Raw genomic sequence first — 22,515 nt, 5'->3', positions numbered from 1 at the left:
GTACGGTCGGCCCCGAGGACGTAGCGGAGGAGGGGCATGACCACCACGGTGCTGGACGCCAGGGCGCTCAACCGGGCCACGCTGGCGCGGCAGTTGCTGCTGGAGCGGACCGATCTGACGGTGCCGCGGGTGCTGGAGCGGCTGGTCGGGCTCCAGGCCCAGACCGCGCACACCTGGTACGTCGGGCTGTGGAGCCGGATGGCCGCCGACCCGGCGGCGGAGGCCTCGGAGCTGCTGGCGGACGGCACGGCGGTGCGGATCGCGGCGATGCGCGGGACGATCCACCTGCTGACCACCGAGGACGCCCGCTGGCTGCGGCCGCTGGTCGACCCGGTGATCGAGCGCGGCACGCTCTCCGCCTTCCGCCGCAAGCTGGCCGGGCTCGACCTGGCCGAGGTGACGGCGGCCGGGCGGGCCGCGTTCGGCGAAGGGCCGCTCACCTTCGCCGAGTTGGGCAAGCTGCTGGCCGAGCGGTGGCCCGGGAACGACGGGCCGGCGATGGCGCAGTGGGTGCGGGCGGCGGTGCCGCTGGCCCAGGTGCCGCCGCGCGGGCTGTGGGGGCGCAGCGGCCCGGTCGCCCACCTGCCGCTGGAGCAGTGGACCGGGCACGGCCCGCGGGAGGCGCCGGTCGAGGACCTGGTGCGGCGCTACCTGGCCGCGTTCGGACCGGCCACCGTGAAGGACGTCCAGGCCTGGTCGGGGCTGACCAGGCTGGCGGAGGTGGTGCAGCGGCTGCGTCCCGGGCTGGTGGTGTTCCGGGACGAGCAGGGCCGGGAGCTGTACGACCTGCCGGAGGCGCCCCGGCCGGACGGGGACACCCCGGCCCCGGTGCGCTACCTCTACGAGTTCGAGAACCTGCTGCGCGGGCACGCCGACCGCAGCCGGGTGCTGACGGTGGACTTCGCCGACCAGGGCTTCACCGGGGTGAACGACATCCCCGGCGCGGTGCTGGTGGACGGGACGGTGGCGGCCACCTGGCGGATCGAGGCCGGCCAGGAGGGGGCGGTGCTGACGGTCCGTCCGTTCCGCCGGCTGACCGCCGGGGAGGAGCACGACCTGGAGGAGGAGGGCGCCGCACTGGCGCGCTTCCTGGAGCCGGGGGCCGCCCGCCACCAGGTCCGGGTCACGGGTACCTGACACTGTCCCGCCCGGACCATGGCGACCTTCACCGCCCGTCCACATACTCGGTGACGCGCCGGACCCTCGACGACGGGGCGCCACGAGCACGTTGACCGGAAGAGGTGATGGTCGGTGCGCAGGGTGAGCACGGCGGAGGGTTTCCTCGGGGCCGAGCCGTGGCGGGCGGACGGGCACTGGGACGTGGTGGTGGTCGGGCTCCCGTACAGCGGGAGCAGCGCGGCCGGGCGGGCCGACCTCGGGCCGGGGATGCTGCGCAGCGTCTCCCGCGCCCTCGGCCCGGGCCCGCTGCGCGGGCCGGCGCCGGGCTGGTGGGACCGGGCGGAGCAGGAGCTGCTCTGCGCCGGGCTGACCTTCGCCGACGCCGGGGACCTGCGGATGGACCCGCTCAACGCCGGGCAGGACCTCGACCTGGTGCCCGAGGTGCTGGAGCGGCTGCGCGGCACCTGCCGGCTGCTGGTGGTGCTGGGCGGCGACGACTCGCTCGGCTACTGGGTGCACGAGGGCTTCACCGGCGTGCTGGTGCACCTGGACGCCGAGGAGGACGCCCGGCAGCCGCGCTGCCCCTCCGGACCGACCAGGAGCGACTTCGTCCGCCACCTGGAGCGGCTCGACGGACTGCGGATCGTCCAGTACGGGCAGCGCGGCCTGGTGCAGGGCCGCCCCGAGCCGCCCGGCGGCAGCCGGGACCTGGCCCGGGACGTGGCCGAGCTCAAGTCGCTGGTGGCGGGCTCCGGTTCGGCCTCCTGTGCGGTCTCGCTGGACGTGTCGGTGCTCGACCCCGGGGTGCTCCGGAGCGTGGCGATGCCACTGCCGGACGGGCTGACCACCGCGCAGCTGGGCGGCGCGCTGCGGGCGGTGGGCTCGGCGGGGGTGCCGGTGCGGCAGCTCACGGTGACCGAGTTCGCCCCCGAGGGCGCGGAGGGCCCGGCCGGGCGGCTGGATGCGATGCGGCTGGTGCAGCTGGTCGTCCGGGCCTGCCACGACTGGCTGACCTGAGCGGACGCCCCGCCCGGCGGCCGCCGTGGTGGGCCGGCAACCGTCAGGTCCCGTCGCTGTGTGGCCGGTTCACCTCGCCCCGGACGGCTCCCCGGAGTCACGGTGGAAGGGCGCAGCCACCCCGGCTGCCGTTCGCCGAGGGACGAGGGTGCTGTGAACGAGTCCGTGCTGACATGGGGGAAGGCCCGGCGGCCGAAGCGGATGCCGGTGACCGGGTACTCGGAGCCGGCCGACGACGTGCTGACCGAACTGGCCGCGGACGTCTTCAGCCCGCTGCGCCGGCGCGACCAGCGCCTCAAGGCCGAGCAGTACCTGCACGGGCTGCTGCACGCCCGGGGGCGCAAGTCGATGCGCAACATCGCGGCGACGCTGGCCGGGCCCGCCGCCGAGCAGGGCCTCCAGCACTTCATCTCCAACTCGACCTGGGACTGGCAGCTGGTCCGGGCCCGGCTGGCCCGCCACCTGGACCGGGTGAGCCCGCCCGAGGCCTGGGTGGTGCAGCCGCTGCACATCCCGAAGGCGGGCAACCAGTCGGCCGGAGTGGAGACCCGGTACGTGCCCGAGTACGGGCAGGTGATGAGCGGTCAGCAGGCCTTCGGCGTCTGGTTCGCCGACCGGGAGGGCTCCACCCCGGTCAACTGGCGGCTCTACCTGCCGCCGTCCTGGGTCGGGGACCCGGTGCGGCGGAGCCGGACGGAGATACCGGAGGAGGTGGCCGAGGAGCACCCGGAGGCGTGCGCGGTGGCGGCGGTGACCGGGCTCCGGGGCTGGGGCCTGGGCACCCGTCCGGTGCTGCTGGACGCCCGGCTGCCCGAACTGCGGCCGGTGCTCGGGCGGTTGCGGGCGGAGCACATGCCGGTGCTGGCCCGCACCACGGGCTCCGCCCGCTTCGAGGTGGCCGACCCGGCGGTGCCGGGGTACGGGGCCGGGCCGGTGGCCGCGCAGCGGATCGTCGAGGCGGTCCGGGGCCTGCGGCGGCCGGTGGCCTGGACCGACCCGGCGGGCGGCTGGGGCACCCGCACCTCGCTGTACGTCCAGGTCCGGGTGCGGTTCCCGCAGGGCGGGGAGGCGGTGCTGCTCGGGGAGTGGCGCGACCCGCACCGGCCGCCGGTGCAGCTCTGGGTCTCCACCCTGGCGGACACCCCGGGCGAGGAGCTGGTCCGCCTCTCCAAGCTGAGCCGCCGGGTGGCCCGCGACACGGCCGAGGAGGGCAGCCGGGTCGGCCTGCGCGACTTCGAGGGCCGCTCCTTCCCCGGCTGGCACCGCCACATGACCCTCGCCTCGGTGGCCCTGGCCGCCGGGACCCTGGGCGCGGCCCGCCGCCACTTCGGCCCGCTGCCCGCCCGCCTGACGGCCTGACGGCCTGAGCCCGGTGACGCGACGTCCAGTTGCAGCGACCTCAGGGGCGCGAGGAACTGCGCGCGGGGGAACGGCAGCACGTGCAACTGGCTGATGTGCCCTCAGTTGCAGGTGAGCCGCCTTCCGACTCGCGCAGTTCCTCGCGCCCCCGGGGTGACCACTTTCCACCTCAGGTGCCCAGGGCGCCGCGGGTGCGGTGGAGGCGGAGGGCGAGCTGGAGCTCCAGGGCCTGGGCGGGCTTCTGCCAGTCGGGGCCGAGGAGTTCGGTGATGCGTTCCAGCCGGCGCGAGACGGTGTTGGGGTGGACGTGGAGGGACTCGGCGGCGTAGGTGGGGCTGCCGCCGGACTCGAAGTAGGCGAGCAGGGTGCGGGTGAGTTCGGTGAAGCGCTGGCGGTCGTAGTCGAGCACCGGCCCCACGGTGGCGGCCACGAAGCCGTCCACGTCCCGGTGTTCGGCCAGCAGGAGGCCGAGGAAGCCCAGGTCGGCGACGGCCGCGCTGGTGCCGGTGCCGCCGAGGGCGCCGAGCGCCTCCAGGGTGCGCCGGGCCTCCTGGAACAGCCGGGCGAACCCGGCCGGCCCCTGGCCGGGCCCCGCCGCCCCGACCGTGACGGGGTGTCCGAGCAGCGGGGTGAGCTCCTCCCGGACGGCCCGGGCCGCCGCGCTCGGGTCCCGCCCGGGCAGCAGCAGCACCAGGCGCCCGTCCCGGACGCACTTCAGGCCCCCGGTCCGGTGTGCGTACGAGGAGGCCCAGATGATCGCCCGGCCCGGTGCGCCGCCCTCCGGGCGGGCCACCACCAGGACGTGCGGGGCGTCCGGGTCCACCGACAACCGCCGGGCCCGCTCCCGGAGTTGGGCCTCGGGCCGGGATGGGTCGGCGAGCAGGTCGTCCAGCAGCTCGTCGCGCAGCGGCCCTTCGGCGACGGCCGCGCTGCGCAGCAGCACCAGCAGCAGGGCCACCGACTGCGCGGTGAGGCAGAGCAGCCGCCGGTGGCGTTCGTCCAGCCGTCCGCCGGAGGGGCGGACCAGCAGCAGTCCGAGCCGCTCCGTCCCGGCGGTGACGGCGGTGGCCCAGACCCCGCCGGGCAGCGCGACCGGCCCGGGGGCGGCGTGCGCGTCCAGGTAGGCGGCAACCAGTTCGCCCGGGGCCAGCCCGGCCGGGGCCCCGGCACCGAGGCCGCCGAAGTCGGCTCCCACCGAGGCGAGTTGCTCGCCGCCCTCGCCGTGCACCGACAGCTCGCCGCCGAACGCCCCGGCCACCTCGCCGAGCAGTGCGGTGAGGTCCCCTCCGGCCAGCACCTGCTCGATCAGCCGGCTCTGCACGTTGCCCAGTTCGCGCACCTCGGTCAGGTGGGAGCGGGCCCGCGAGGTGTCCAGCTCCAGTTCCAGCACCTCGGCCTGGGTGCGGTCGAGCTGCCGGGCCTTCTCGATCGCGATGGCGGCCAGGTCGGCCAGCGAGCTCATCAGGGCGACCTCGTCCGGGCTGAAGTACCGGATGGTCCGGGCGGCCACGTAGAGGGTGCCCAGGCTGGTGGAGCCGTGCCGCAGCGGCACCGTCATCATGGCCCGCAGGCCCTCGGCCCGGACCACCTCGTCGATCGGGTCGGCGTGGTCGAAGCGCTCGTCGGGCAGGTAGTCCGGGGTCCAGAACGGCGCCGAGTTGGCGTGTGCGAGCGCTCCCACGCCGGAGTCCCAGTAGACCTTGAAGCCCACTGTCCGGGTGGTGGCGTGCCCGTCGGCGGTCCGGACGTAGGAGAAGCCGCCGGCCGGGTCGTGCAGGCTGATGTACGACATGTCGAGGTTGAGCAGCAGCCGGGCCCGGCGGGTGATCACCTTGAGCAGCTCGTCCAGGTCGTACGGCATGGTCAGGTCGCGGGCGGTGTCCACCAGGGTGGAGAGACCGGCCTCGCGCTGCCGTCGCCGGCCGACCATCGAGTGCACCCTCAGGGCGAGTTGGCGGGCCTGCTCCAGGCGCTCCAGCTCGTCGGTCGGCACCCCGGCCCGCCGGGCGGCCCGGACCACCTCGTCCAGGTGCTCGGGCGGGGCCTCCTGGGCGAGCAGTTCCAGCACGGTGAAGGCGCCGTCCGGCACCTGGCCAGGTAACACACCATCCCTCCGGAGGGGTCGAGGGCCACGTTCCGCTCCCACCAGCGACGGTAGGTACCGAAACCAGTGAGGTCAAGATTACGTAAAGTGACGGACGGTCAGTTCTGCTGTCCAGTAAGGCGCGTGGTGTCCGGACCACCGGTCGGAGTGGTCACCGGTGTGGCCGGATCACCTGGTCGTCCGGACGGGCCGGAATGCACAGTGCCACTTGGGAGCGCCGTGTCCGGCGGCGCCGCACGGAGGTACGGGAGGGCGCCGGTGTCCGAGGTACGGAGCTATGAAAGGTCACTGCTGCGCAGTCGGGAGGCGCTCACCCGGAAGGACCGGCCGAAGACCTTCACTCTGTCAGGTCGGGAGTGGGACCTGCTGCCGGAGGTCTTCGCCCCGGTCTACTCGCCGTCCACCGCGACGGCCCTGGAACTGCTCGGGCTCGGCGGGGCGGCCGGATCCGGGGAGGGGTCCTTCCTGGAGATCGGCTGCGGCACCGGGGTGATCGCGGTCGCGGCCGCGCTGGCCGGCCACCGGCCGGTGGTGGCCGCCGACATCAACGCCCGGGCGGTGCAGAACGCGGAGCTGAACGCCGCCCGGCACGGCGTGGCCGGGACGGTCCGCGCGGTGCACAGCGACCTGTTCGACGCGCTCGGCCCGGCGGAGCGCTTCGACACCGTCTTCTGGAGCTCCAACTACGTGCTGGCGCCCGAGGGTTACCGCTACGCCTCGGTGCACGAGCGGGCCTACGTGGACCCGGGGTACGCCGCGCACCGCCGGTACCTGGCGCAGGCCCCGGCCCGGCTGGCGCCCGGCGGCCGGGCGCTGCTGCACTTCAGCGACCGCGGCGACCTGGCCGGCCTGCACCGGATCGCCGCCGAACTGGGCCGCACCGTCCGGGTGGTGGCCCACCGGGAGGTGTCCGAGGGCGGGCTCCCGGTCGGACACCAGCTGCTGGAGATCGGGTAGGACGGAGATGCGCACCCTGCTGGTCGACAACTACGACTCCTTCACCCACAACCTCGCCCACCTGCTGGCCGAGGTGAACGGCCGCGAGCCGGACCTGATCCGCAACGACGATCCCGGCTGGCACCCCGGGCTGCTCGACGGCTACGACGCCGTGGTGCTCTCGCCCGGCCCCGGACGGCCGGACCGCCCGGGGGACTTCGGGCACTGCGCGGACGTCCTGGCGCGGGGCCGGCTCCCGGTGCTCGGGGTCTGCCTCGGCCACCAGGGCATCGCCTGGGCGCACGGCGGCCGGGTCGAGCGGGCCCCCGAGCCGGTGCACGGGCGCGCCGCCCTGGTCCGGCACGACGGCACCGGCCTGTTCGCCGGGCTGCCCGACCCGCTGGAGGTGATCCGCTACCACTCCCTGGCGGTCACCGCGCTGCCGCCGGAGCTGGAGCCGACCGCCTGGACGGAGGACGGCGTGCTGATGGGCCTGCGGCACCGTCACCGCCCGCTCTGGGGCGTGCAGTTCCACCCCGAGTCGGTCGGCACCGAGGGCGGCCACCGGCTGCTCGCCAACTTCCGTGACCTGGCGGGCGGCCGCCGGGCCCGCCTCCGGGCCCGGCCCCGGCGTCCGGAGCCCCGGCCGGGGCCCCGGACGCCGGTGCGGCGGGTGCTGGCCCGGCAGGTGGCGACCGTCTGGGACGACGAGGCCGTCTTCGACCGGCTGTTCCGGCCCGAGCAGTACGCCTTCTGGCTGGACAGCAGCCGTCCGGGCGAGCGGCTCGGCCGCTTCTCGGTGCTGGGCGCGGGCAGCCGGCTGGCCACCGCCGACGTCTGGGAGGGCACCGTCACGGTCACCGGCCCCGAGGGGCGGCGGACCGTCCGCAGCGGCTTCCTGGACTGGCTGGAGGCCGAGCTGGCCGGGCAGCGGGCCGAGGCCCCGGCCGGGCTGCCGTTCGACTTCGCGCTGGGCTGGGTCGGCTACCTCGGCTACGAGCTCAAGGCCGAGACCGGCGGCGAGCGCGCCCACCGCTCCGAACTCCCGGACGCCGCCCTGGCCTTCGCCGAACGCGCGGTGGTGCTGGACCACCACGAGCGGACCACCCACCTGCTGGCCCTGGAGGGCCCGGGCGCCGAGGAGTGGCTGGCGGACACCGCCGCCGCGCTGGCCGGGCCGGCCGCGTCGGCGGGCGGGCGCGGCCCGCTGGCCGCCGCACCGGGCGGGAAGCTCGGCCCGGTCCTGCTGCGGCACGACCGGGCGGCCTACCTGGCGCTGGTCGAGGAGTGCCAGGAGCAGATCGCGGCGGGGGAGACGTACGAGGTCTGCCTGACCAACCAGGCGGAGCTGACCGGGGAGTCGGACCCCTGGCAGGCGTACCGCTTCCTGCGCCGGGCCAGCCCCGCGCCGTACGGGGCGTACCTGGCCCTGGGCGGGACGACGGTGCTCTCCACCTCGCCCGAGCGCTTCCTCACCGTCGGCCGGGACGGCACCGTGGAGTCCCGGCCGATCAAGGGCACCCGGCCGCGCGGCGCCACCGGGCGGCAGGACGCCGAACTCGCCGCCGACCTGCGGGGGAACCCGAAGGACCGGGCGGAGAACCTGATGATCGTCGACCTGGTCCGCAACGACCTCGGCCGGGTGGCCGAGACCGGCAGCGTGGACGCCCGGGACATCCTCCGGGTGGAGAGCTACGCCTCCGCGCACCAACTGGTCAGCACCGTGCGGGCCCGGCTGCGGCCCGGGCTCGGGGCGGTGGACGCGGTCCGGGCGGCCTTCCCCGGCGGCTCGATGACCGGGGCGCCCAAGCGCCGCACCATGGAGCTGATCGACCGGCTGGAGGGCGGCCCGCGCGGGGTCTACTCCGGCGCGATCGGCTACTTCTCGCTGAACGGGGCGATGGACACCTCGATCGTGATCCGCACCGCCGTGCACACCCCGGGCCTGCTCCGGTACGGCGTCGGCGGGGCGGTGATCGCCCTCTCCGACCCGGCGGCCGAGTACGAGGAGACGGCGGTGAAGGCCGCTCCGCTGCTGGCGCTGGCGGGCGGCGCGGAGTTCCCGGGGCGGGAGGCCGGTTTCCCCCGGAGCACGGTGCGGACGGGCCGGGCGGAGGCGCCCCCTCGGCACGCACGCCCGCCGCACGGCCGGAGCGACACGTGCGGCTCCGCCGCGGGGCCCCGGTAGCTCCGCTACGAGGCCGCCCCGGCCGCACGCCTACCGCACACGGCGGACGCCCCGGCCGCCCGCGGCGGAGCCGCCTGTGGCAGAGCCGACGCGCGTGGTGAGCCGGCCGCCAGGGCACGCAACTCGGCCCAGGAGTCGGCCAGTTCGGCGAGGGAGCGGTCGGCCAGCAGCTCCAGCTCCGCCACGTGGTGGATGCCGAGCCCGGCCAGCCGGTCCACCACCTCGGCGGCGGAGCGGTGTTCGCCGGTGATGGTGTCGCCCTGCGGCCGGAAGCCGCGGCAGGCGGTGTCCAGCACCTCCTGCGGCGCGGAGGTGACGGTGCCCCAGGCCACCAGGCCCTCCAGGCGGCCGGGGCCGGGGGCGCCGGACTCCCAGAGCAGCCGCTGCGGCCGGGCGCCGGCCTCCACCAGCGCGCACCAGCGCGGGCCGTCCAGCCGCTGCTCGTAGTGGTGGTAGGCGAGGCGGGCCACCGCGGTGCCGGCCGCGCCGTGCAGTCCGGCCGAGCGCGGCACGCCCAGCCGGTCCAGCCGCCGGTCCACCGCCCGGTCCAGCGGGCCGACCGGGAGTGCGGCCAGCGAGGAGATCCCGGAGAGCTCCCGCCCGGCGGCCCGGGCCCGTTCCAGGCCGGCGAAGTAGGCGTCCACCACCAGGCCGTAGTGCGGGATCGAGCGGACGGCGGTGACGTGCACCCCGATGCCCTCGGCCAGGCAGTCGGCCACCGCGCCCAGGCCCGGCCCGGTGGCGGGCAGCTTGACCAGCACGTTCGGCAGTCCGACGCCCCGGTGCAGCTCGCGGGCGGCGGCCACCAGCGCCTCCCGGGCCCTCGCCGCCGGTCTCGCGTCCGCGTACGCCTCCGCATCTCTGTCCGCGTCCGCGTCTGTGTCCGCGTCCACGTCCACGTCCACCGAGACCAACCCCCGGAAGCCGTCGCTCCGCCCGTACAGCGGCAGCAGCACCTCGCAGGCGGCGCGGGCGTCCTGGCGGGTCAGCTCCCGGACGGCCCCGGCGGCCGAGCCGCCGGGCCGGCCGGCCAGCGCGGTCAGCCGTTCCCGCAGGGCGGCGCTGCGGGCCAGGGTGCGGGGGTTGGAGGTGGCGCCGCCGAGCCCGGCCTCCTCGACCAGGCGGGACAGGACGCCGTCGGCCAGGACGTCCCGGCAGAGCCCGTCCAGCCAGAGCGAGACGCCCTCGTCGGCCAGCTGCCGCAGTGCGCTGTACATCGTCAACTTCCCTCCCTGGCAAGCCCGGTGGCGACTCGCAGGGTGAGAACGATAGCCCCGTGACTCCATCAGGTCAGCCGGGCGCCGGCAATCCGGTGGGATGCTACGAACGACCTGACAAGGTCGGGCGGAGGTGACCGGAAGAACCGTCCGCGCTTGTCGCCCTCCGGCCGCCCGCCGGAGGATCGGGGAAGTCCGTCGTATCCGTACCGAGTGACCCCGTGGAGCACCGACCATGGCCGTTGACGTCGCGATCGTGGGCGGTGGCCCGGTCGGCATGCTGCTCGCCGGGGAGCTCGCCCTGCACGGGGTGCGGGTCCTGGTGCTGGAGCAACTGCCCAGCCCCACCGGAGAGTCCAAGGCGGGGACGCTGCACGCCCGGACCGCCCAGACCCTGCACCGGCGCGGTCTGCTGGAGGCCGTCCAGCCCGGCCGGTACGGCGGCGGCTACCGTCGTCAGGCCCGCGCCCCGTTCCACTTCGGCGGGATCTTCGGGCTGGACCTCGCGGCGGTGGTGGACGAGGGCCCGGCACTGGTCGGCAGCCCGCAGGCGCACGCCGAGCAGGTCTTCGCCGACCGGGCCGAGCGCCTCGGCGCGGTGATCCGGCGCGGGGCCCGGGTGACCGGTCTGACCGACCACGGGGACCGGGTCACCCTGACCCTGGACGGTGGTGAACTCCTGGACGCCGCCTGGGTGGTGGGCTGCGACGGGGCCCGCAGCACGGTCCGCAGGGCGGCCGGGATCGCCTTCACCGGCACCCCCGCCACCATGTCCTGCCTGATGGGCGAGGTCCGGCTGCGCCGCCCCGAACTGGCCCCGGCGGGCTGGCAGCGGACCGAGCGCGGCTGGACCATCTTCTGGGTCGACCCGAACGGTCACAGCCGGATCGGCACCTACGACTTCCGCGGCCCGGCCGCCGACCGGCAGGCACCGGTCACCCTGGAGGAGCTGCGCGGCGAGGCCGAGCGGATCACCGGGCAGACGGTGGAGATGGACTCGCCGCGCTGGCTCAGCCGCTTCTCCGACGCCGCGCTCCAGGCCGAGCGGTACCGGGCCGGGCGGGTGCTGCTCGCCGGGGACGCCGCCCACGTGCACTTCCCGGCCGGCGGCCAGGGCCTGAACACCGGCCTCCAGGACGCGGTGAACCTCGCCTGGAAGCTGGCCGGGACGGTGGCGGGCTGGGCCCCCGAGGGCCTGCTGGACAGCTACCACGCCGAGCGCCACCCGGTGGCGGCCGAGGTGCTCTGGAACGTCCGGGCCCAGGTCGCCCTGATGGACCCGGACCCCAAGGTGGACCCGCTGCGCGAGCTCTTCGGCCGGCTGATGCGGGCCGAGGAGGTCAACCACTACCTCTCCGGCCTGGTCTCCGGCACCGCCGCCACCTACCCGGCCGACCCGGGGGACCCGCTGGCCGGCCGGTTCGTCCCGGACCTCCCGCTGAAGCTCGCCGACGGCTCCACCGCGGAGCTCGCCGCCCTGCTCCACCCGGCCCGCCCGGTCCTGCTGGACCTGGCCGACGACCCGTCACTGCGCGCCGCGGCCGAGCCCTGGGCCGACCGCCTCACCACCGTGACCGCCGCCCTGGACACCGAGCTGACCGCCCTGCTGGTCCGCCCCGACGGCTACGCCGCCTGGAGCTCCGCCTCGCCCGTTCCGCTCACCACCGCCCTGGCCCGCTGGTTCGGCGCGCCGGCCGGCGGCTGACGGGGGTTCAGAGCAGCGAGAGCGCCTGGTCGGCGGCGGCCCGGATGCGGACGCGGTCGGGGGCGGCCCGGGCGATCACCCGGATGCCCTGGAGCAGCACCAGCAGGAAGCGGGCCAGCGCGTAGGGGTCCTTGGCCTCGTCCAGCTCGCCCTGGGCGTGGGCGCGGACCAGGGCGGAGGTGAGGGCGGTCTCCAGGACCGTCCAGCTCCGCTCCACCTGGGCGGCCACCACCGGGTCGCGGGAGGAGAGTTCGACCGCCGCGTTGACCACCAGGCAGCCGCGCTGCTCGGGGTCGTGCAGGGCCTCGTCCACCCAGCTCTCCACCAGTGCCCGGACGGCCGGGAGGGCCGGGCCCGGCTGGGACAGTGCCCCGACGAACCCGGTCTCCCGGCTCTCCAGGTAGCGCTTGAGGGCGCTCAGGTACAGCTCGTGCTTGCTGCCGAAGGTCCCGTACAGGCTGGCGCGGGCGATGCCCAGGTGCTCGACCAGGTCGGCCATCGACGTGGCCTCGTAGCCGCGCTCCCAGAACAGGTCCATCGCCTGCACCAGCACGCTGTCCGGATCGAACTCCTTGGTCCTCGCCATGACTGAGACGGTAAGTCATTCGAGACCGTTCGGTCCAGTAGCGGGAGGCTCAGGGAAGGCGCACCGACTGCCCGTGCCGGAACACGTCCCGCGGGTCGTAGGCCGCCTTCACCCGCTGCAGCCGGCCGTAGTTGTCGCCCCAGTAGAGCGTGGTCCACGGCACCCCGGAGGTGTTCTGCGCCGGGTCCGAGAGGTCGATGTCCGGATACCCGACGTAGCAGCCGTCGGTGACCCGGTTGGGCACCGGCACCCCGCCGGTCTCGGCGTAGACGTCCCGGTAGAAGTCCCGCACCCAGCCGATGTTGGCCGCGTCCCCGTCGGGTGAGCCCCAGTAGCTCTGGAACAGCAGCTTGAAGACCGAGTCCCGGTGCACGCTGGCACTGGCCGACGGGGCCGGGTCGTTGACCTTGGCGCCGTAGGAGCTGAGCAGCACCATGCCGTACGGGTTGGAGAAGTCGGTCCGGTTCAACTGCCGCCAGAGTGCCCGCAGTTGCTGGTCGGGGAAGCGGGCCCGCATGTAGGCGGACTTCTGCTCCCCGCGCAGCGTCGGGTCCACCAGCATGGTGTTGGTGGTGCCCAGGAAGCGGGTGGCCTGGAGCCAGGGCAGCCTGGTCGGCGCGGCGAACTGGGGCATCGGCCCCTGCTCCCCGGCCGGCGCCGTGACGGCCCCGGTGGGCACGTCCACGCCCCGGGTCAGGTCGGCCAGGAAGGCGTCCAGCAGCTGCCGGGCGTCCGGCCGGGTGGCGTCGACCTGGGTGAGCAGGCTGATCTGCCCGTTGGAGCGGTGGTGCAGGTTGAGGTTGGTGAACAGCGCGTCGTACGGGGTGCCCGAGGCGGCGTGCGCCAGGTGCCAGTCGGCGTAGTTCTGCACCAGCCGGGAGAACGAGGCCTCGGTCAGCCGCGACCAGTCCCAGGAGACCGCGCTCAGGAAGACCTCGGACGGCGGCTTCGGCAGCACCCCGGACGGGTCGCTCCCGGTGGCCCCGGGGGAGCGGAACCAGTACCGGGTGACGATCCCGAAGGAGCCGCCGCCACCGCCGGTGTGGGCCCACCAGAGCTCCCGGTGGGGGTCGTTCGGCTCCCGGGTGGCCACCACCGCGCGGGCGGTGCCGGCCGCGTCGACCACCACCACCTCCACCGCGTACAGGTGGTCCGCCGCCAGCCCGTGCTGACGGGCCAGCAGGCCCCAGCCGCCGCCCGCCACGTGGCCGCCGGCGCCGACCGAGTAGCAGACCCCGGCCGGCACGATCACCCCGTAGGCCTTGTACATCCGCTCGTAGACGTCCAGCAGGGTGGCGCCCGCCTGCACGGCGAAGGCCGAGCGCTGCGGGTCCCAGGAGACCTCGGTGAACTCCGAGAGGTCCAGGATCACCTGGGCGTCGGAGTGGTAGACGAAGTCCTCGTAGCAGTGGCCTCCGCTGCGCACCGAGATCCGCTTGCCGGCCCGGACGGCCTGCTGCACGGCCTGCACCGCGCGCTCGGTGGAGTCGATCAGGTGCACCGCCTCGGGGCGGGCGGACCAGCGCTGGTTCATCCCGCGGACCAGGTCCGGGTAGCGCGGGTCGCCCGGGCGGACCGTCACCGCGCCGAAGCCGCGGCCCTGTTCGCCCGTCTCGGCCGCGCCCGCGGGCAGGCCCGTCAGGCCCACCGCCACCGCCGCTCCGCCGCCGGCCAGCACACCGCGCCGGGAGATTCGGCTCATCCGTCACACCGCCTTGATCGAGAGGGAGTGCTTGAAGACGTTCTTGGGGTCGTACTGCGCCTTGGCCAGCTGGAGCCGCCGGTAGCCGGACTTGAAGTACAGCTCGGACCAGGCGATCCCGGAGGTGTTCAGCGCCGGGTCGGCCAGGTCGGCGTCGGCGTAGTTGATGAAGCAGCCGTCGGTGTACGCGTTCAGCGCCGGCACCCCGCCGCTGGCCGCGTAGACGTCCTGGTAGAGGCCGCGCACCCAGGCGGTGTTGGCCGCGTCCTGGGCCGGGTCGGTCCAGAAGCTGACGAAGTGCAGCTTGAGCACCGAGTCCCGCTGCGGGGTCGCGGTGGCGGCCGGGTCGACGGTGTTGGTCCTGCCGCCGAAGGAGGTGATCATCACCAGCGAGACCGGGTGGGAGTGGTCGGTGCGGGTCATGTGCTGCCAGAAGGCGGCCAGGTTGGCGTCGGTGAAGCCCTTCTTCATGTACGAGGACTTCGCCTTGAACCGGGTGGTGGTGTCGGTGCCGGTGAAGCCGGGCCACTGGGTCACCGCGTGCAGCCAGGAGATGGTGCGCCGGTCGTTCACCCGGTAGGTCTGGCCGGAGCCCTCGTTCACCGCCGCCAGGAAGGAGTCCATCAGCGCGGCCGCGTTCGGCACCGAGGCGTCGATCTGCGCGGTCAGCGAGAACGAACCGGCCGACTTGTGCTGCGGCTTGAGCTGGGAGAACAGCGAGGCGTACGGCGAGGTGGCCGAGCTGTTCTGCTCGTGCCAGAGCCCGAAGTTGCGCAGGATGCGGGTGAAGCCGGCCTGGGTCATGGTGGCCCAGCTCCAGCTGACGTCCGCCACGATCACCTCGGACGGCGGCTTGGGCAGCTGGTCGGCCGGCAGCGTGGAGACCGGGTCGGGAGAGCGCAGCAGGTAGCGCAGCACCACGCCGAAGGAACCCCCGCCTCCGCCGGTGTGGGCCCACCAGAGCTCCCGGTTGGGGTCGTTCGGCTCCCGGGTGGCCACCACCTTGCGGGCGGTGCCGGTGGCGTCCACCACCACGACCTCCACGCCCCAGAGGTGATCGACCGTCAGGCCGTGCAGCCGGGAGAGCGGGCCGTAGCCGCCGCCGGCTATGTGGCCGCCGGCCCCGACGCCCGGGCAGCTGCCGCCGGGCAGGGTGACGCCCCAGCCCTTGTACAGGCCCCGGTAGACCTCGCCCAGCCGGGCGCCCGCCTCGACCGCGAAGACCCGGCGGACGGCGTCGTAGGAGACCTTGGTGAGGTTGGACATGTCGATCACCACGCGGACGTTCGCGTTGGTGACGAAGTCCTCGTAGCAGTGGCCGCCGCTGCGCACCGCGATGCCGCGGTTGGTGTCCACCGCGCTCTGCACGGCGGCCACCACCTGGGCGTCCGAGCTGACCAGGTGGACGTAGTCGGGGGTGCCCACCCAGCGGCGGTTGGCGCCCCAGCTGAGGTCGGCGTACCGCCGGTCGCCCGGACGGACCGTCACCACCGAGCCGAGCCCGGTCTCGCCCTCCTCGGTGGCGGCGGCCACCTCGGGCAGGAGCGCGGGCAGGGTTGCCGCGGCGCCGGTGACCAGCGCGGTGTCTCTGATGAATCTGCGGCGGGAGTAGCCGGCCATTGCTGTCACACCTCTTGTTCCGAAATGGTCTGGGGGAGTCAGGAGTCGACTCGGTAGCGGCTCTCCAGGCCCTCGACCATGAAGGCCAGGGTGTCGGAGAAGTACCGCTCGGTCTCGTGCCGGAAGTAGCGGGTGGTCTCGGCCTTGGCGACGCCCTCGGGCGAGAGCGTCACCCGGAGCGTCAGGGTGGGCTTCCCGTCCGGGCCGTGGCCCTGCTCGTTGACGATCTCCTCGATCGCCGGGTCGTCCACCGGGCGGAAGACCACCCGCTCGCCGGGGTGGAACGTGACCCGCTCCCGCACCGTCACCTCGTCCCGGACGGTGATCTCGCGCAGGAAGCCGCCCTCGAACCGCTCCAGCACCCGGCAGCCGGTGACGGCCGGGACGTAGGGGCTCGGGTGCTCGGCCTTGTGCACCAGGCCGTCCCACAACTGCTGGTCGGTGAGGTCGACTTGGAGGGTCCAGCTGAACTGGTTCACGGCGTTCCGCCTCTCTCGTCCGGCTCTGCGTTGCCGAGTCTGCGGCGCCGGGCGGGGCGAGGTCATCACCCGTTCACGTGATCCCTTAAGCCCCTCCGAGGGGCGATAATTGTTCTATCTGGACCAAGCGTTCTGGAACTGCTACGGTTCAGGAACAGCCGGGATCCAGGTAACTGGACTCTATCTGGAACGATCGGTCTAGAAGGACTGAAGGAGTGTCATGGCTGCGGATCTGGCCGTCGGGCCACCGGTCTTACGGCAGCGGGCCGCGTTCGCGCTGCTGGGCACGGTGCAGGTGGTGCTGATCGCCACCATCACCGTGATCACGGTCGCACTGCCCGCGATCCAGACCGAACTCAGGCTCACCGAAACGGACTTGGTGCTCGCCATCTCGGCGTACAGCCTCTCCTTCGGCGGGCTGCTGCTCCTCGGCGGACGGCTCGCCGACCTGCTCGGCCACCGCCGGGTCTTCACCGCCGGGGTCCTGGTCTTCGGACTGGCCTCGGCCCTGGCCGCCGCCGCGCCGAACCTGGCGCTGCTGGTGGCGGCCCGCTTCGGCCAGGGCGTCGGCGCCGCCGCCGCCGCACCGGCCGCGATGGCCCTGCTCGGCTCGGTCTTCCCGGCCGCCGAGCGGCGCGGACGGGCCCTCGCGGTCTGGGGGGTACTGGCCTCCATCGGGGCCAGCGCGGGGAACATCGTCTCCGGCGTGGTGCTGCACTGGGTCTCCTGGCGGTGGACCTTCGTGGCCCCCGCCCTGGTGGCCGCCGTGGTGGTGCTCGCCGCCCCCAAGGTGCTGCCACCCGGGCCGGACCCCCGCCGCGAGCGCCTCGACCTCCCCGGCGCGGTGCTCGCCACGGCCGGCCTGGCCGCCCTGATCTTCGGCCTGACCGAAGTCCACAGCCTGTGGATCGTGCTGGGGATCGTCCTGCTGGCCGCCTTCGGGCTCACCCAGCTCCGCGGCTCCAGCCCGCTGGTGCCGCCCTCCTTCCTCGCCTCCCCCCGGAGGCTGGCCGCCCTGGTGGCGATCGCGCTGACCGCCGCCTGCATGGCCACCTACTTCTTCGTCCTCGCCCTGTACTTCCAACAGGTGCTCGGCTACTCGACCCTGGCCACCTCGGCGGCCTTCGTCCCGCCGGCCCTCGCGGTCATGCTGGCCGGTGCGCTGGCCGGCCGGGCACTCGCCCGGTACGCCCCCGCCGCGGTCACCTCCGCCGGGCTCGCGGTCTCCGCCGTCGGCCTCGCGGTGCTCGGCGGGATCTCCGCCGACAGTTCCTACTTCGGCCCGCTGCTGATCGGGGTGGTCCTCTTCCCGGTCGGCGCAGGCTTCACCTTCTCCGGCGCCACCGTCTGGGCGGTCAGCGACGCCCCGGCCCACCAGGCCGGCCTGGCCGGCGGCGTGATGAACACCGCGATGGAGATCGGCCCCCCGGTCGGCCTCGCCGTCCTGGTCCCCCTCGCCGCCGCCCACGCCGGCACCGCCCCCTCCCCGGCCGCGGTCTCCTCCGGCTACGCCTTCGCCTTCCTCCTCGCCGCAGCCGCCCTCGCGGTGGCCTCCGTCCTCGCCCTGCTGATGCGCACCAAGCCGGGTTCTCTGGGGGCGCGAGGAACTGCGCGAGTCCGGAAGGCGGCCCACCGCTAGATCGGGGCACGTCAGCCAGTTGCACGTGCTGCCGTTCCCCCGCGCGCAGTTCCCCGCGCCCCCGGCATCACCACATACGTCCCTCACGCCCCCTGGGCTCACCCGTTCACCAAAAGGAGTCGTCATGTCCGCTCGTTTCACCGACAAGGTCGTCATGGTCACCGGCGCCGCCGGAGTCGTCGGCCGCACCGCCGCCCTGGCCTTCGCCAAGGAGGGCGCCACCGTGGTGGTCGCCGACCGCAACGAGGACGGCGTCAACGAGACCGTGAGGCTGATCGAGGAGGAGGGCGGCAAGGCCAGCGGCGTGCTGGTCGACGTCGCCGACTCCGCCTCGCTGGCCAACGCGGTGCGGCACGCCGTCGAGACCCACGGCGGCCTGCACGTGGCCTTCAACAACGCCGGCATCCTCCGCGGCGGCACCCCCATCGCCGAGCACGACGAGCAGGCCTGGCATGACTCCATCGCGGTCAACCTGACCGGCGTGTTCTTCGCCCTCAAGCACCAGATCGCCCACATGAGCGCCAACGGCGGCGGCGCCATCGTCAACACCGCCTCCAACCTGGGCGCCCACTGGCGGCTGGCCAACATGGCGGCGTACTCCACCTCCAAGGCCGGCGTCTCCTTCCTGACCAAGACCGCCGCGCTGGAGGCGATCCAGCACGGCGTCCGGATCAACTCGATCAGCCCCGGCCCGATCGACACCCCGATGTCCTACCTGCCGGGCGAGACCCGCGAGCAGCGTGACGCCCGCCTCGGCCCGACCGTCCCGCTGGGCCGGGTCGCCGACCCGTCGGAGATCGCCAAGGCGGTCCTCTGGCTGGCCTCCGACGAGTCCAGCTTCGTGGTCGGCCACGACCACGTGATCGACGGCGGTGCCACCGCCTGACGCCACGTCACGCGCATGCGCGAATGCGGAGGGAGCCCGTGCTCCCTCCGCATTCGTATTTCCTCCCAGACTTGACGTAGTTCGTCCCCACCTGACCATATTCCGAGCACCTAACGGTATGACCCGGGGCGCCTTGTCCGGAATTCCCCCGACCGGCAGGATTCAGGAGTCGGATACCGCCGGGAAAACGGGGGAAGAGCGATCGTGAAGACCAAGGACAACGGACGCCGGGCCCGCCCGGCCCGCGCGCGGCACGGCTGGCCGTCCCTGACCCCGGCCGAGCTCAGGGTGGCCAGGCTGGTGGCCCTGGGCCTGTCCAACCGGGCCGTGGCCCGGGAGTTGGTGGTCTCGCCGCACACGGTCGATTCACACCTGCGGCACGCGTTCGCGAAACTCGGCGTGGCTTCCCGGGTGCAGCTCACCCGCCACGTGTTGCTCAATGACGCGGTGTCCGTCCCCTGAAATGGAAATTGCTGACGCGGGACCAATTCCGAGAATGAGGAGGACTGCCCATGTGCGGTCTGGCCGGTTGGGTGTGCTTCGGTCGTGACATTTCCGCCGAGACGGGAATCGCGGAGGCGATGACCGAGACCATGGTGTGCCGGGGGCCGGACGCGGGCGGGCTGTGGAGCGCGCCGCACGCCCAGATCGGCCACCGCCGGCTGGCCATCATCGACCTGGAGGGCGGCCGTCAGCCGATGACGGTCGGGGAGGCCGCGGCGCCCGGCGAGCAGGTGGTGCTGAGCTACACCGGCGAGGTCTACAACTTCCGCGAGCTGCGGGACGAACTGGCCGGCCTGGGGCACGAGTTCCGCACCACCAGCGACACCGAGGTGGTGCTGCACGCGTACCTGGAGTGGGGCGAGGCCTTCGCCGAGCGGCTGAACGGGATCTACGCCTTCGTCATCTGGGACGCCCGCACCGAGGAGCTGCTGCTGGTCCGGGACCGGATGGGCGTCAAGCCGCTCTACTACTACCCGACCCCCGACGGCGTGCTGTTCGGCTCCGAGCCCAAGGCGATCCTGGCCCACCCCGAGGCCGCGGCCGTAGTGGACGCGGACGGCCTGCGGGAGGTCTTCTCCATCGTCAAGACGCCCGGCCACGCGGTCTTCAAGGGCATGTACGAGGTGCTGCCCGCCACCGTGCTGAAGTTCTCCCGCACCGGCCGCACCGAGTCAGCCTACTGGGAGCTGACGGCCACCCCGCACACCGACGACCTGGAGACCACCGTCGCCACCGTGCGCGGTCTCCTGGAGGACATCGTGGAGCGGCAGTTGGTCGCCGACGTCACCGTCGGCACCCTGCTCTCCGGCGGCCTGGACTCCAGTGCCGTCACCGCCCTCGCGGCCAGGGCGCTGGCCAAGCAGGGCGTCACCGAGCCGATCCGGGCCTTCTCGGTGGACTTCACCGGCCACGAGCAGCGCTTCACCAAGAACGTCCAGTGGGCCGACCCGGACACCCCGTTCGCGGTCCAGGTGGCCGAGCACGTCGGTGCCGAGCACATCGTCGTCGAGCTGGACAGCGCGGACGTGCTGGACCAGGGCGTCCGCGCCGAGGTGCTCCGCGCCCAGGACCTGCCGGTCTCCACCGGCGACATGGAGTACTCGCTGCTGCTGCTCTGCCGCGCCCTCAAGGAGCGGATGACGGTCGCCCTCTCCGGCGAGGCGGCGGACGAACTCTTCGGCGGCTACACCTGGTTCCACGACACCGGCGCCGTCCAGGGCGACACCTTCCCCTGGCACCACCCCTTCGAGCAGGCCGGCGGCATCGGCGCCCTGCGCGAGGTCGGCCTCTGGGACCGGCTGGGCCTGACCGACTACGTCAAGCAGCGCTACCAGGACGCCCTCGACGAGGTGCCGCGACTCCCCGGGGAGACCGGACTCGAGGCCCGGATGCGGGAGTTGACCTACCTCAACCTCACCCGCTGGGAGAACTTCCTGCTCGACCGGAAGGACCGGATGAGCATGGCGGTCAGCCTGGAGGTGCGGGTGCCGTTCACCGACCACCGGCTGGTCGAGTACGTCTACAACACCCCGTGGGCCTTCAAGAGCTTCGACGGCCGGGAGAAGAGCCTGCTGCGCGCCGCCATGCGCGGCCTGCTCCCCGACGAGGTGCTGGACCGGAAGAAGAACCCCTACCCGTCCACCCAGGACCAGGGCTACGAACTCGCCCTGCGTGCAAGGGTGTCGGAGATCCTGGTGCCGGGCGCCCCGGTCTTCCGGATCGTCGACGAGCAGGACGTCCGCAAGCTGCTGGACCGGCCGGTCGGCTCGTACGCGATGGGCGGGCCGTGGAGCGCCCGCGCGGTGCTGGAGCGGCTGATCGAGTTCAACACCTGGGTCACCGACTACGGGGTGACCGTCGAGCTCTGACGCTCCGTCGGAGAGCGGCAACGGGTCCGGGCCACCACCCCCGTGGGTGGTGGCCCGGACCCGTTCGCGACGGACGTCACGGCCGCGCCGGTGCCTCCTGGCGCGGCAGGACCGGGGCGGGGGTGCGGGGCTCGCGGAGGTCCGGGATCTGCCGCAGGCCCCCGGTGGCACTGGAGTAGACGGCCAGCGCGGCCAGCACGGCGGAGCAGAGCAGCAGCACGGCGGACGAGGAGAGGCGCTCCAGGAGGGCGGCAGCGAGCAGCGGCCCGAACGGGATGACCAGGGAGGGGACCAGGCCGCAGGCGGTCTGGACCCGGCCGAGCAGGTGGTCGGGGACGGTGTGCAGGCGGGCGGCGGAGATCACCGCGTTGGCGGCGGGGGTGGCCAGGCTGCAGAGGAAGATCAGCACGGCGGTGCCGGCCGGGTCGGCGAAGACCGCGAGCAGCGGGGTGACCAGGGCGGTGGACCAGCAGATGGTGAGTACCAGGGAGCGCGGGGAGAAGGTGCGCCCGGCCCAGCCGCTGACCAGCGAGCCCAGCAGGTTCCCCGCGCCGGAGGCGGCGATCACCAGGCCGTTGTGGAAGCCGCCGCCGGGCTGCCCGGCACCCCGGGAGATCAGCACCAGCACGATCCCGGCGAAGGCGAAGTTCACCAGCGCGGCGTTGACCAGGGTGTAGCGCAGGAACGGGCTGCGCCGTACCTCGCGCAGACCGGTGGTCAGGTCCGGCAGGAAGGCCGTCCGGGTCTTGGCCTCCGGGGCCCGGCGGGGCAGCCGGACCAGCGCGACGCAGCAGGCCGAGGCCAGGTAGGAGAGGGCGTCCACCACGAAGGGCAGCACGGGGGTGACGGTGTAGAGCGCGGCGCCGACCATCGGACCGGCCAGCATGACCGAGGCCGAGCGCGCCTGGGAGAGCGAAACGGCCGTGGTGAGCTGGGACTTGGGAACCACGTGCCGCATCGAGGCGGCGGCGGCCGGGCCGAACGGGGAGCTCAGCACACTGTTCACCACCGCCACCACGACGGCCAGCGGGAGGCTGACCCGGTCGGTCAGCACGGCCAGCGCGAAGAGCGTGAAGACCACCGCCCGGCCCAGGTCGCAGACCAGCATCACCGCCCGCCGGGAGAGCCGGTCCACCAGGACCCCGGCGGGCAGTCCGGCCACCAGCGGGGTGGCGATCTCGACGAAGGTGACGATGCCGAAGGCGGTCACCGAGTGGGTGGCGGCCAGCAGCACCAGCGGCAGCGCGACGTGGGTGGCCTGCGAGCCGAAGGAGGAGAACGCGTGGGCCAGCCACAGGCGTTGGTAGTCCCGGTTGCGGTGGAGTGGCGGTGGCGGTGGGGTGTCCATGGCGGCCCGGGGGTCCTCTCTGGCGGACGGGCGGGGAAAGGCCGAAGCGGCCGGCACAGGGGAGTGCCGGCCGCTTCAACGGTCTGGTCCCTGGGGACCCAGGATCAGACGGTCTCGGACTCGCCCTGCGGGACGGCGCAGTAGTTGGAGATGGTGCTCCAGTCATCGCGGACGTCCTCGACGTCGGCGACGGACAGGTTCTGGAGCTTGAGGATCTCGGCCATGGGGGTTACCTCCT

17 protein-coding genes are annotated in these 22,515 nt (G+C 73.9%); 10 read left to right on the top strand and 7 right to left on the bottom strand.

Going from position 1 to position 22,515, the window contains the following annotated elements; genetic code table 11:
* Positions 1 to 36: 36 nt before the first annotated feature.
* The 3 genes from ACIA8O_RS09370 to ACIA8O_RS09360 all read left to right on the top strand — a co-directional run bounded on the left by ACIA8O_RS09370 (position 37) and on the right by ACIA8O_RS09360 (position 3,495).
* Complete coding sequence (locus ACIA8O_RS09370) at positions 37 to 1,137, top strand: winged helix DNA-binding domain-containing protein (RefSeq protein ID WP_396293027.1); 1,101 nt, start codon at positions 37 to 39, stop codon at positions 1,135 to 1,137.
* 114 nt (positions 1,138 to 1,251) lie between these two features.
* Positions 1,252 to 2,136, top strand: coding sequence for an arginase family protein (locus ACIA8O_RS09365; RefSeq protein WP_396293026.1), 885 nt, complete (start codon positions 1,252 to 1,254; stop codon positions 2,134 to 2,136).
* 153 nt (positions 2,137 to 2,289) lie between these two features.
* A complete protein-coding gene (locus ACIA8O_RS09360; protein ID WP_396293025.1) occupies positions 2,290 to 3,495 on the top strand; it encodes an IS701 family transposase in 1,206 nt (401 codons plus the stop codon).
* Between the two features lie 169 nt (positions 3,496 to 3,664).
* Here the strand turns inward: ACIA8O_RS09360 and ACIA8O_RS09355 are convergent, their stop codons facing one another.
* Positions 3,665 to 5,599, bottom strand: a complete 1,935-nt coding sequence (locus tag ACIA8O_RS09355; protein ID WP_396293024.1) for a helix-turn-helix domain-containing protein — start codon at positions 5,597 to 5,599, stop codon at positions 3,665 to 3,667.
* 258 nt (positions 5,600 to 5,857) lie between these two features.
* Here ACIA8O_RS09355 and ACIA8O_RS09350 point away from each other — a divergent pair, with 258 nt between their 5' ends.
* Together ACIA8O_RS09350 and pabB are read left to right on the top strand one after the other, a co-directional pair.
* Positions 5,858 to 6,556 (top strand): methyltransferase domain-containing protein, encoded by a 699-nt coding sequence (locus ACIA8O_RS09350; protein WP_396293023.1) that lies wholly within the window; start codon positions 5,858 to 5,860, stop codon positions 6,554 to 6,556.
* Between the two features lie 7 nt (positions 6,557 to 6,563).
* A complete protein-coding gene (gene pabB, locus ACIA8O_RS09345) occupies positions 6,564 to 8,723 on the top strand; it encodes an aminodeoxychorismate synthase component I (protein ID WP_396293022.1) in 2,160 nt (719 codons plus the stop codon).
* A gap of 5 nt (positions 8,724 to 8,728) precedes the next feature.
* Here pabB and ACIA8O_RS09340 read toward each other — a convergent pair whose 3' ends face one another.
* Positions 8,729 to 9,940 carry a transaldolase family protein gene (locus tag ACIA8O_RS09340; RefSeq protein WP_396293021.1) on the bottom strand — a complete coding sequence of 404 codons (1,212 nt, stop codon included), beginning with the start codon at positions 9,938 to 9,940 and terminating at the stop codon, positions 8,729 to 8,731.
* Between the two features lie 235 nt (positions 9,941 to 10,175).
* On the opposite strand from ACIA8O_RS09340, the gene ACIA8O_RS09335 reads away from it, so the two are divergent.
* Positions 10,176 to 11,645, top strand: coding sequence for an FAD-dependent monooxygenase (locus ACIA8O_RS09335; RefSeq protein WP_396293020.1), 1,470 nt, complete (start codon positions 10,176 to 10,178; stop codon positions 11,643 to 11,645).
* 7 nt (positions 11,646 to 11,652) lie between these two features.
* Here the strand turns inward: ACIA8O_RS09335 and ACIA8O_RS09330 are convergent, their stop codons facing one another.
* The 4 genes from ACIA8O_RS09330 to ACIA8O_RS09315 are packed head-to-tail and all read right to left on the bottom strand — an operon-like array spanning position 11,653 to position 16,032.
* Complete coding sequence (locus ACIA8O_RS09330) at positions 11,653 to 12,231, bottom strand: TetR/AcrR family transcriptional regulator (protein ID WP_396293019.1); 579 nt, start codon at positions 12,229 to 12,231, stop codon at positions 11,653 to 11,655.
* A 49-nt stretch (positions 12,232 to 12,280) separates the two neighbouring features.
* Positions 12,281 to 13,933, bottom strand: a complete 1,653-nt coding sequence (locus ACIA8O_RS09325) for an FAD-binding protein (protein WP_396293018.1) — start codon at positions 13,931 to 13,933, stop codon at positions 12,281 to 12,283.
* Positions 13,934 to 13,936: 3 nt separating this feature from the next.
* Entirely contained in the window at positions 13,937 to 15,553 is a 1,617-nt protein-coding gene (locus tag ACIA8O_RS09320; protein WP_396293017.1) for an FAD-binding oxidoreductase, read from the bottom strand.
* Between the two features lie 38 nt (positions 15,554 to 15,591).
* Positions 15,592 to 16,032, bottom strand: a complete 441-nt coding sequence (locus ACIA8O_RS09315; protein WP_396293016.1) for an AtaL-like protein — start codon at positions 16,030 to 16,032, stop codon at positions 15,592 to 15,594.
* Positions 16,033 to 16,252: 220 nt separating this feature from the next.
* Here ACIA8O_RS09315 and ACIA8O_RS09310 point away from each other — a divergent pair, with 220 nt between their 5' ends.
* The 4 genes from ACIA8O_RS09310 to asnB all read left to right on the top strand — a co-directional run bounded on the left by ACIA8O_RS09310 (position 16,253) and on the right by asnB (position 20,929).
* Positions 16,253 to 17,671, top strand: a complete 1,419-nt coding sequence (locus ACIA8O_RS09310; protein WP_396293015.1) for an MFS transporter — start codon at positions 16,253 to 16,255, stop codon at positions 17,669 to 17,671.
* Between the two features lie 124 nt (positions 17,672 to 17,795).
* Entirely contained in the window at positions 17,796 to 18,557 is a 762-nt protein-coding gene (locus ACIA8O_RS09305) for an SDR family NAD(P)-dependent oxidoreductase (protein ID WP_396293013.1), read from the top strand.
* Positions 18,558 to 18,761: 204 nt separating this feature from the next.
* The gene (locus ACIA8O_RS09300; protein ID WP_396293012.1) at positions 18,762 to 19,019 is read left to right on the top strand and encodes a response regulator transcription factor; all 258 of its coding nucleotides are present in this window, start codon (positions 18,762 to 18,764) and stop codon (positions 19,017 to 19,019) included.
* Positions 19,020 to 19,069: 50 nt separating this feature from the next.
* Complete coding sequence (gene asnB / locus ACIA8O_RS09295; protein ID WP_396293011.1) at positions 19,070 to 20,929, top strand: asparagine synthase (glutamine-hydrolyzing); 1,860 nt, start codon at positions 19,070 to 19,072, stop codon at positions 20,927 to 20,929.
* Between the two features lie 76 nt (positions 20,930 to 21,005).
* Here asnB and ACIA8O_RS09290 read toward each other — a convergent pair whose 3' ends face one another.
* Complete coding sequence (locus ACIA8O_RS09290) at positions 21,006 to 22,277, bottom strand: MFS transporter (RefSeq protein ID WP_396293010.1); 1,272 nt, start codon at positions 22,275 to 22,277, stop codon at positions 21,006 to 21,008.
* Between the last annotated feature and the right edge of the window lie 238 nt (positions 22,278 to 22,515).

The organism is Kitasatospora sp. NPDC051853 (genome assembly GCF_044452665.1).
GTDB lineage: Bacteria > Actinomycetota > Actinomycetes > Streptomycetales > Streptomycetaceae > Kitasatospora.
The sequence above is the reverse complement of the archived record's forward strand: the minus strand, read 5'-3'. Positions and strand labels throughout refer to the sequence as shown.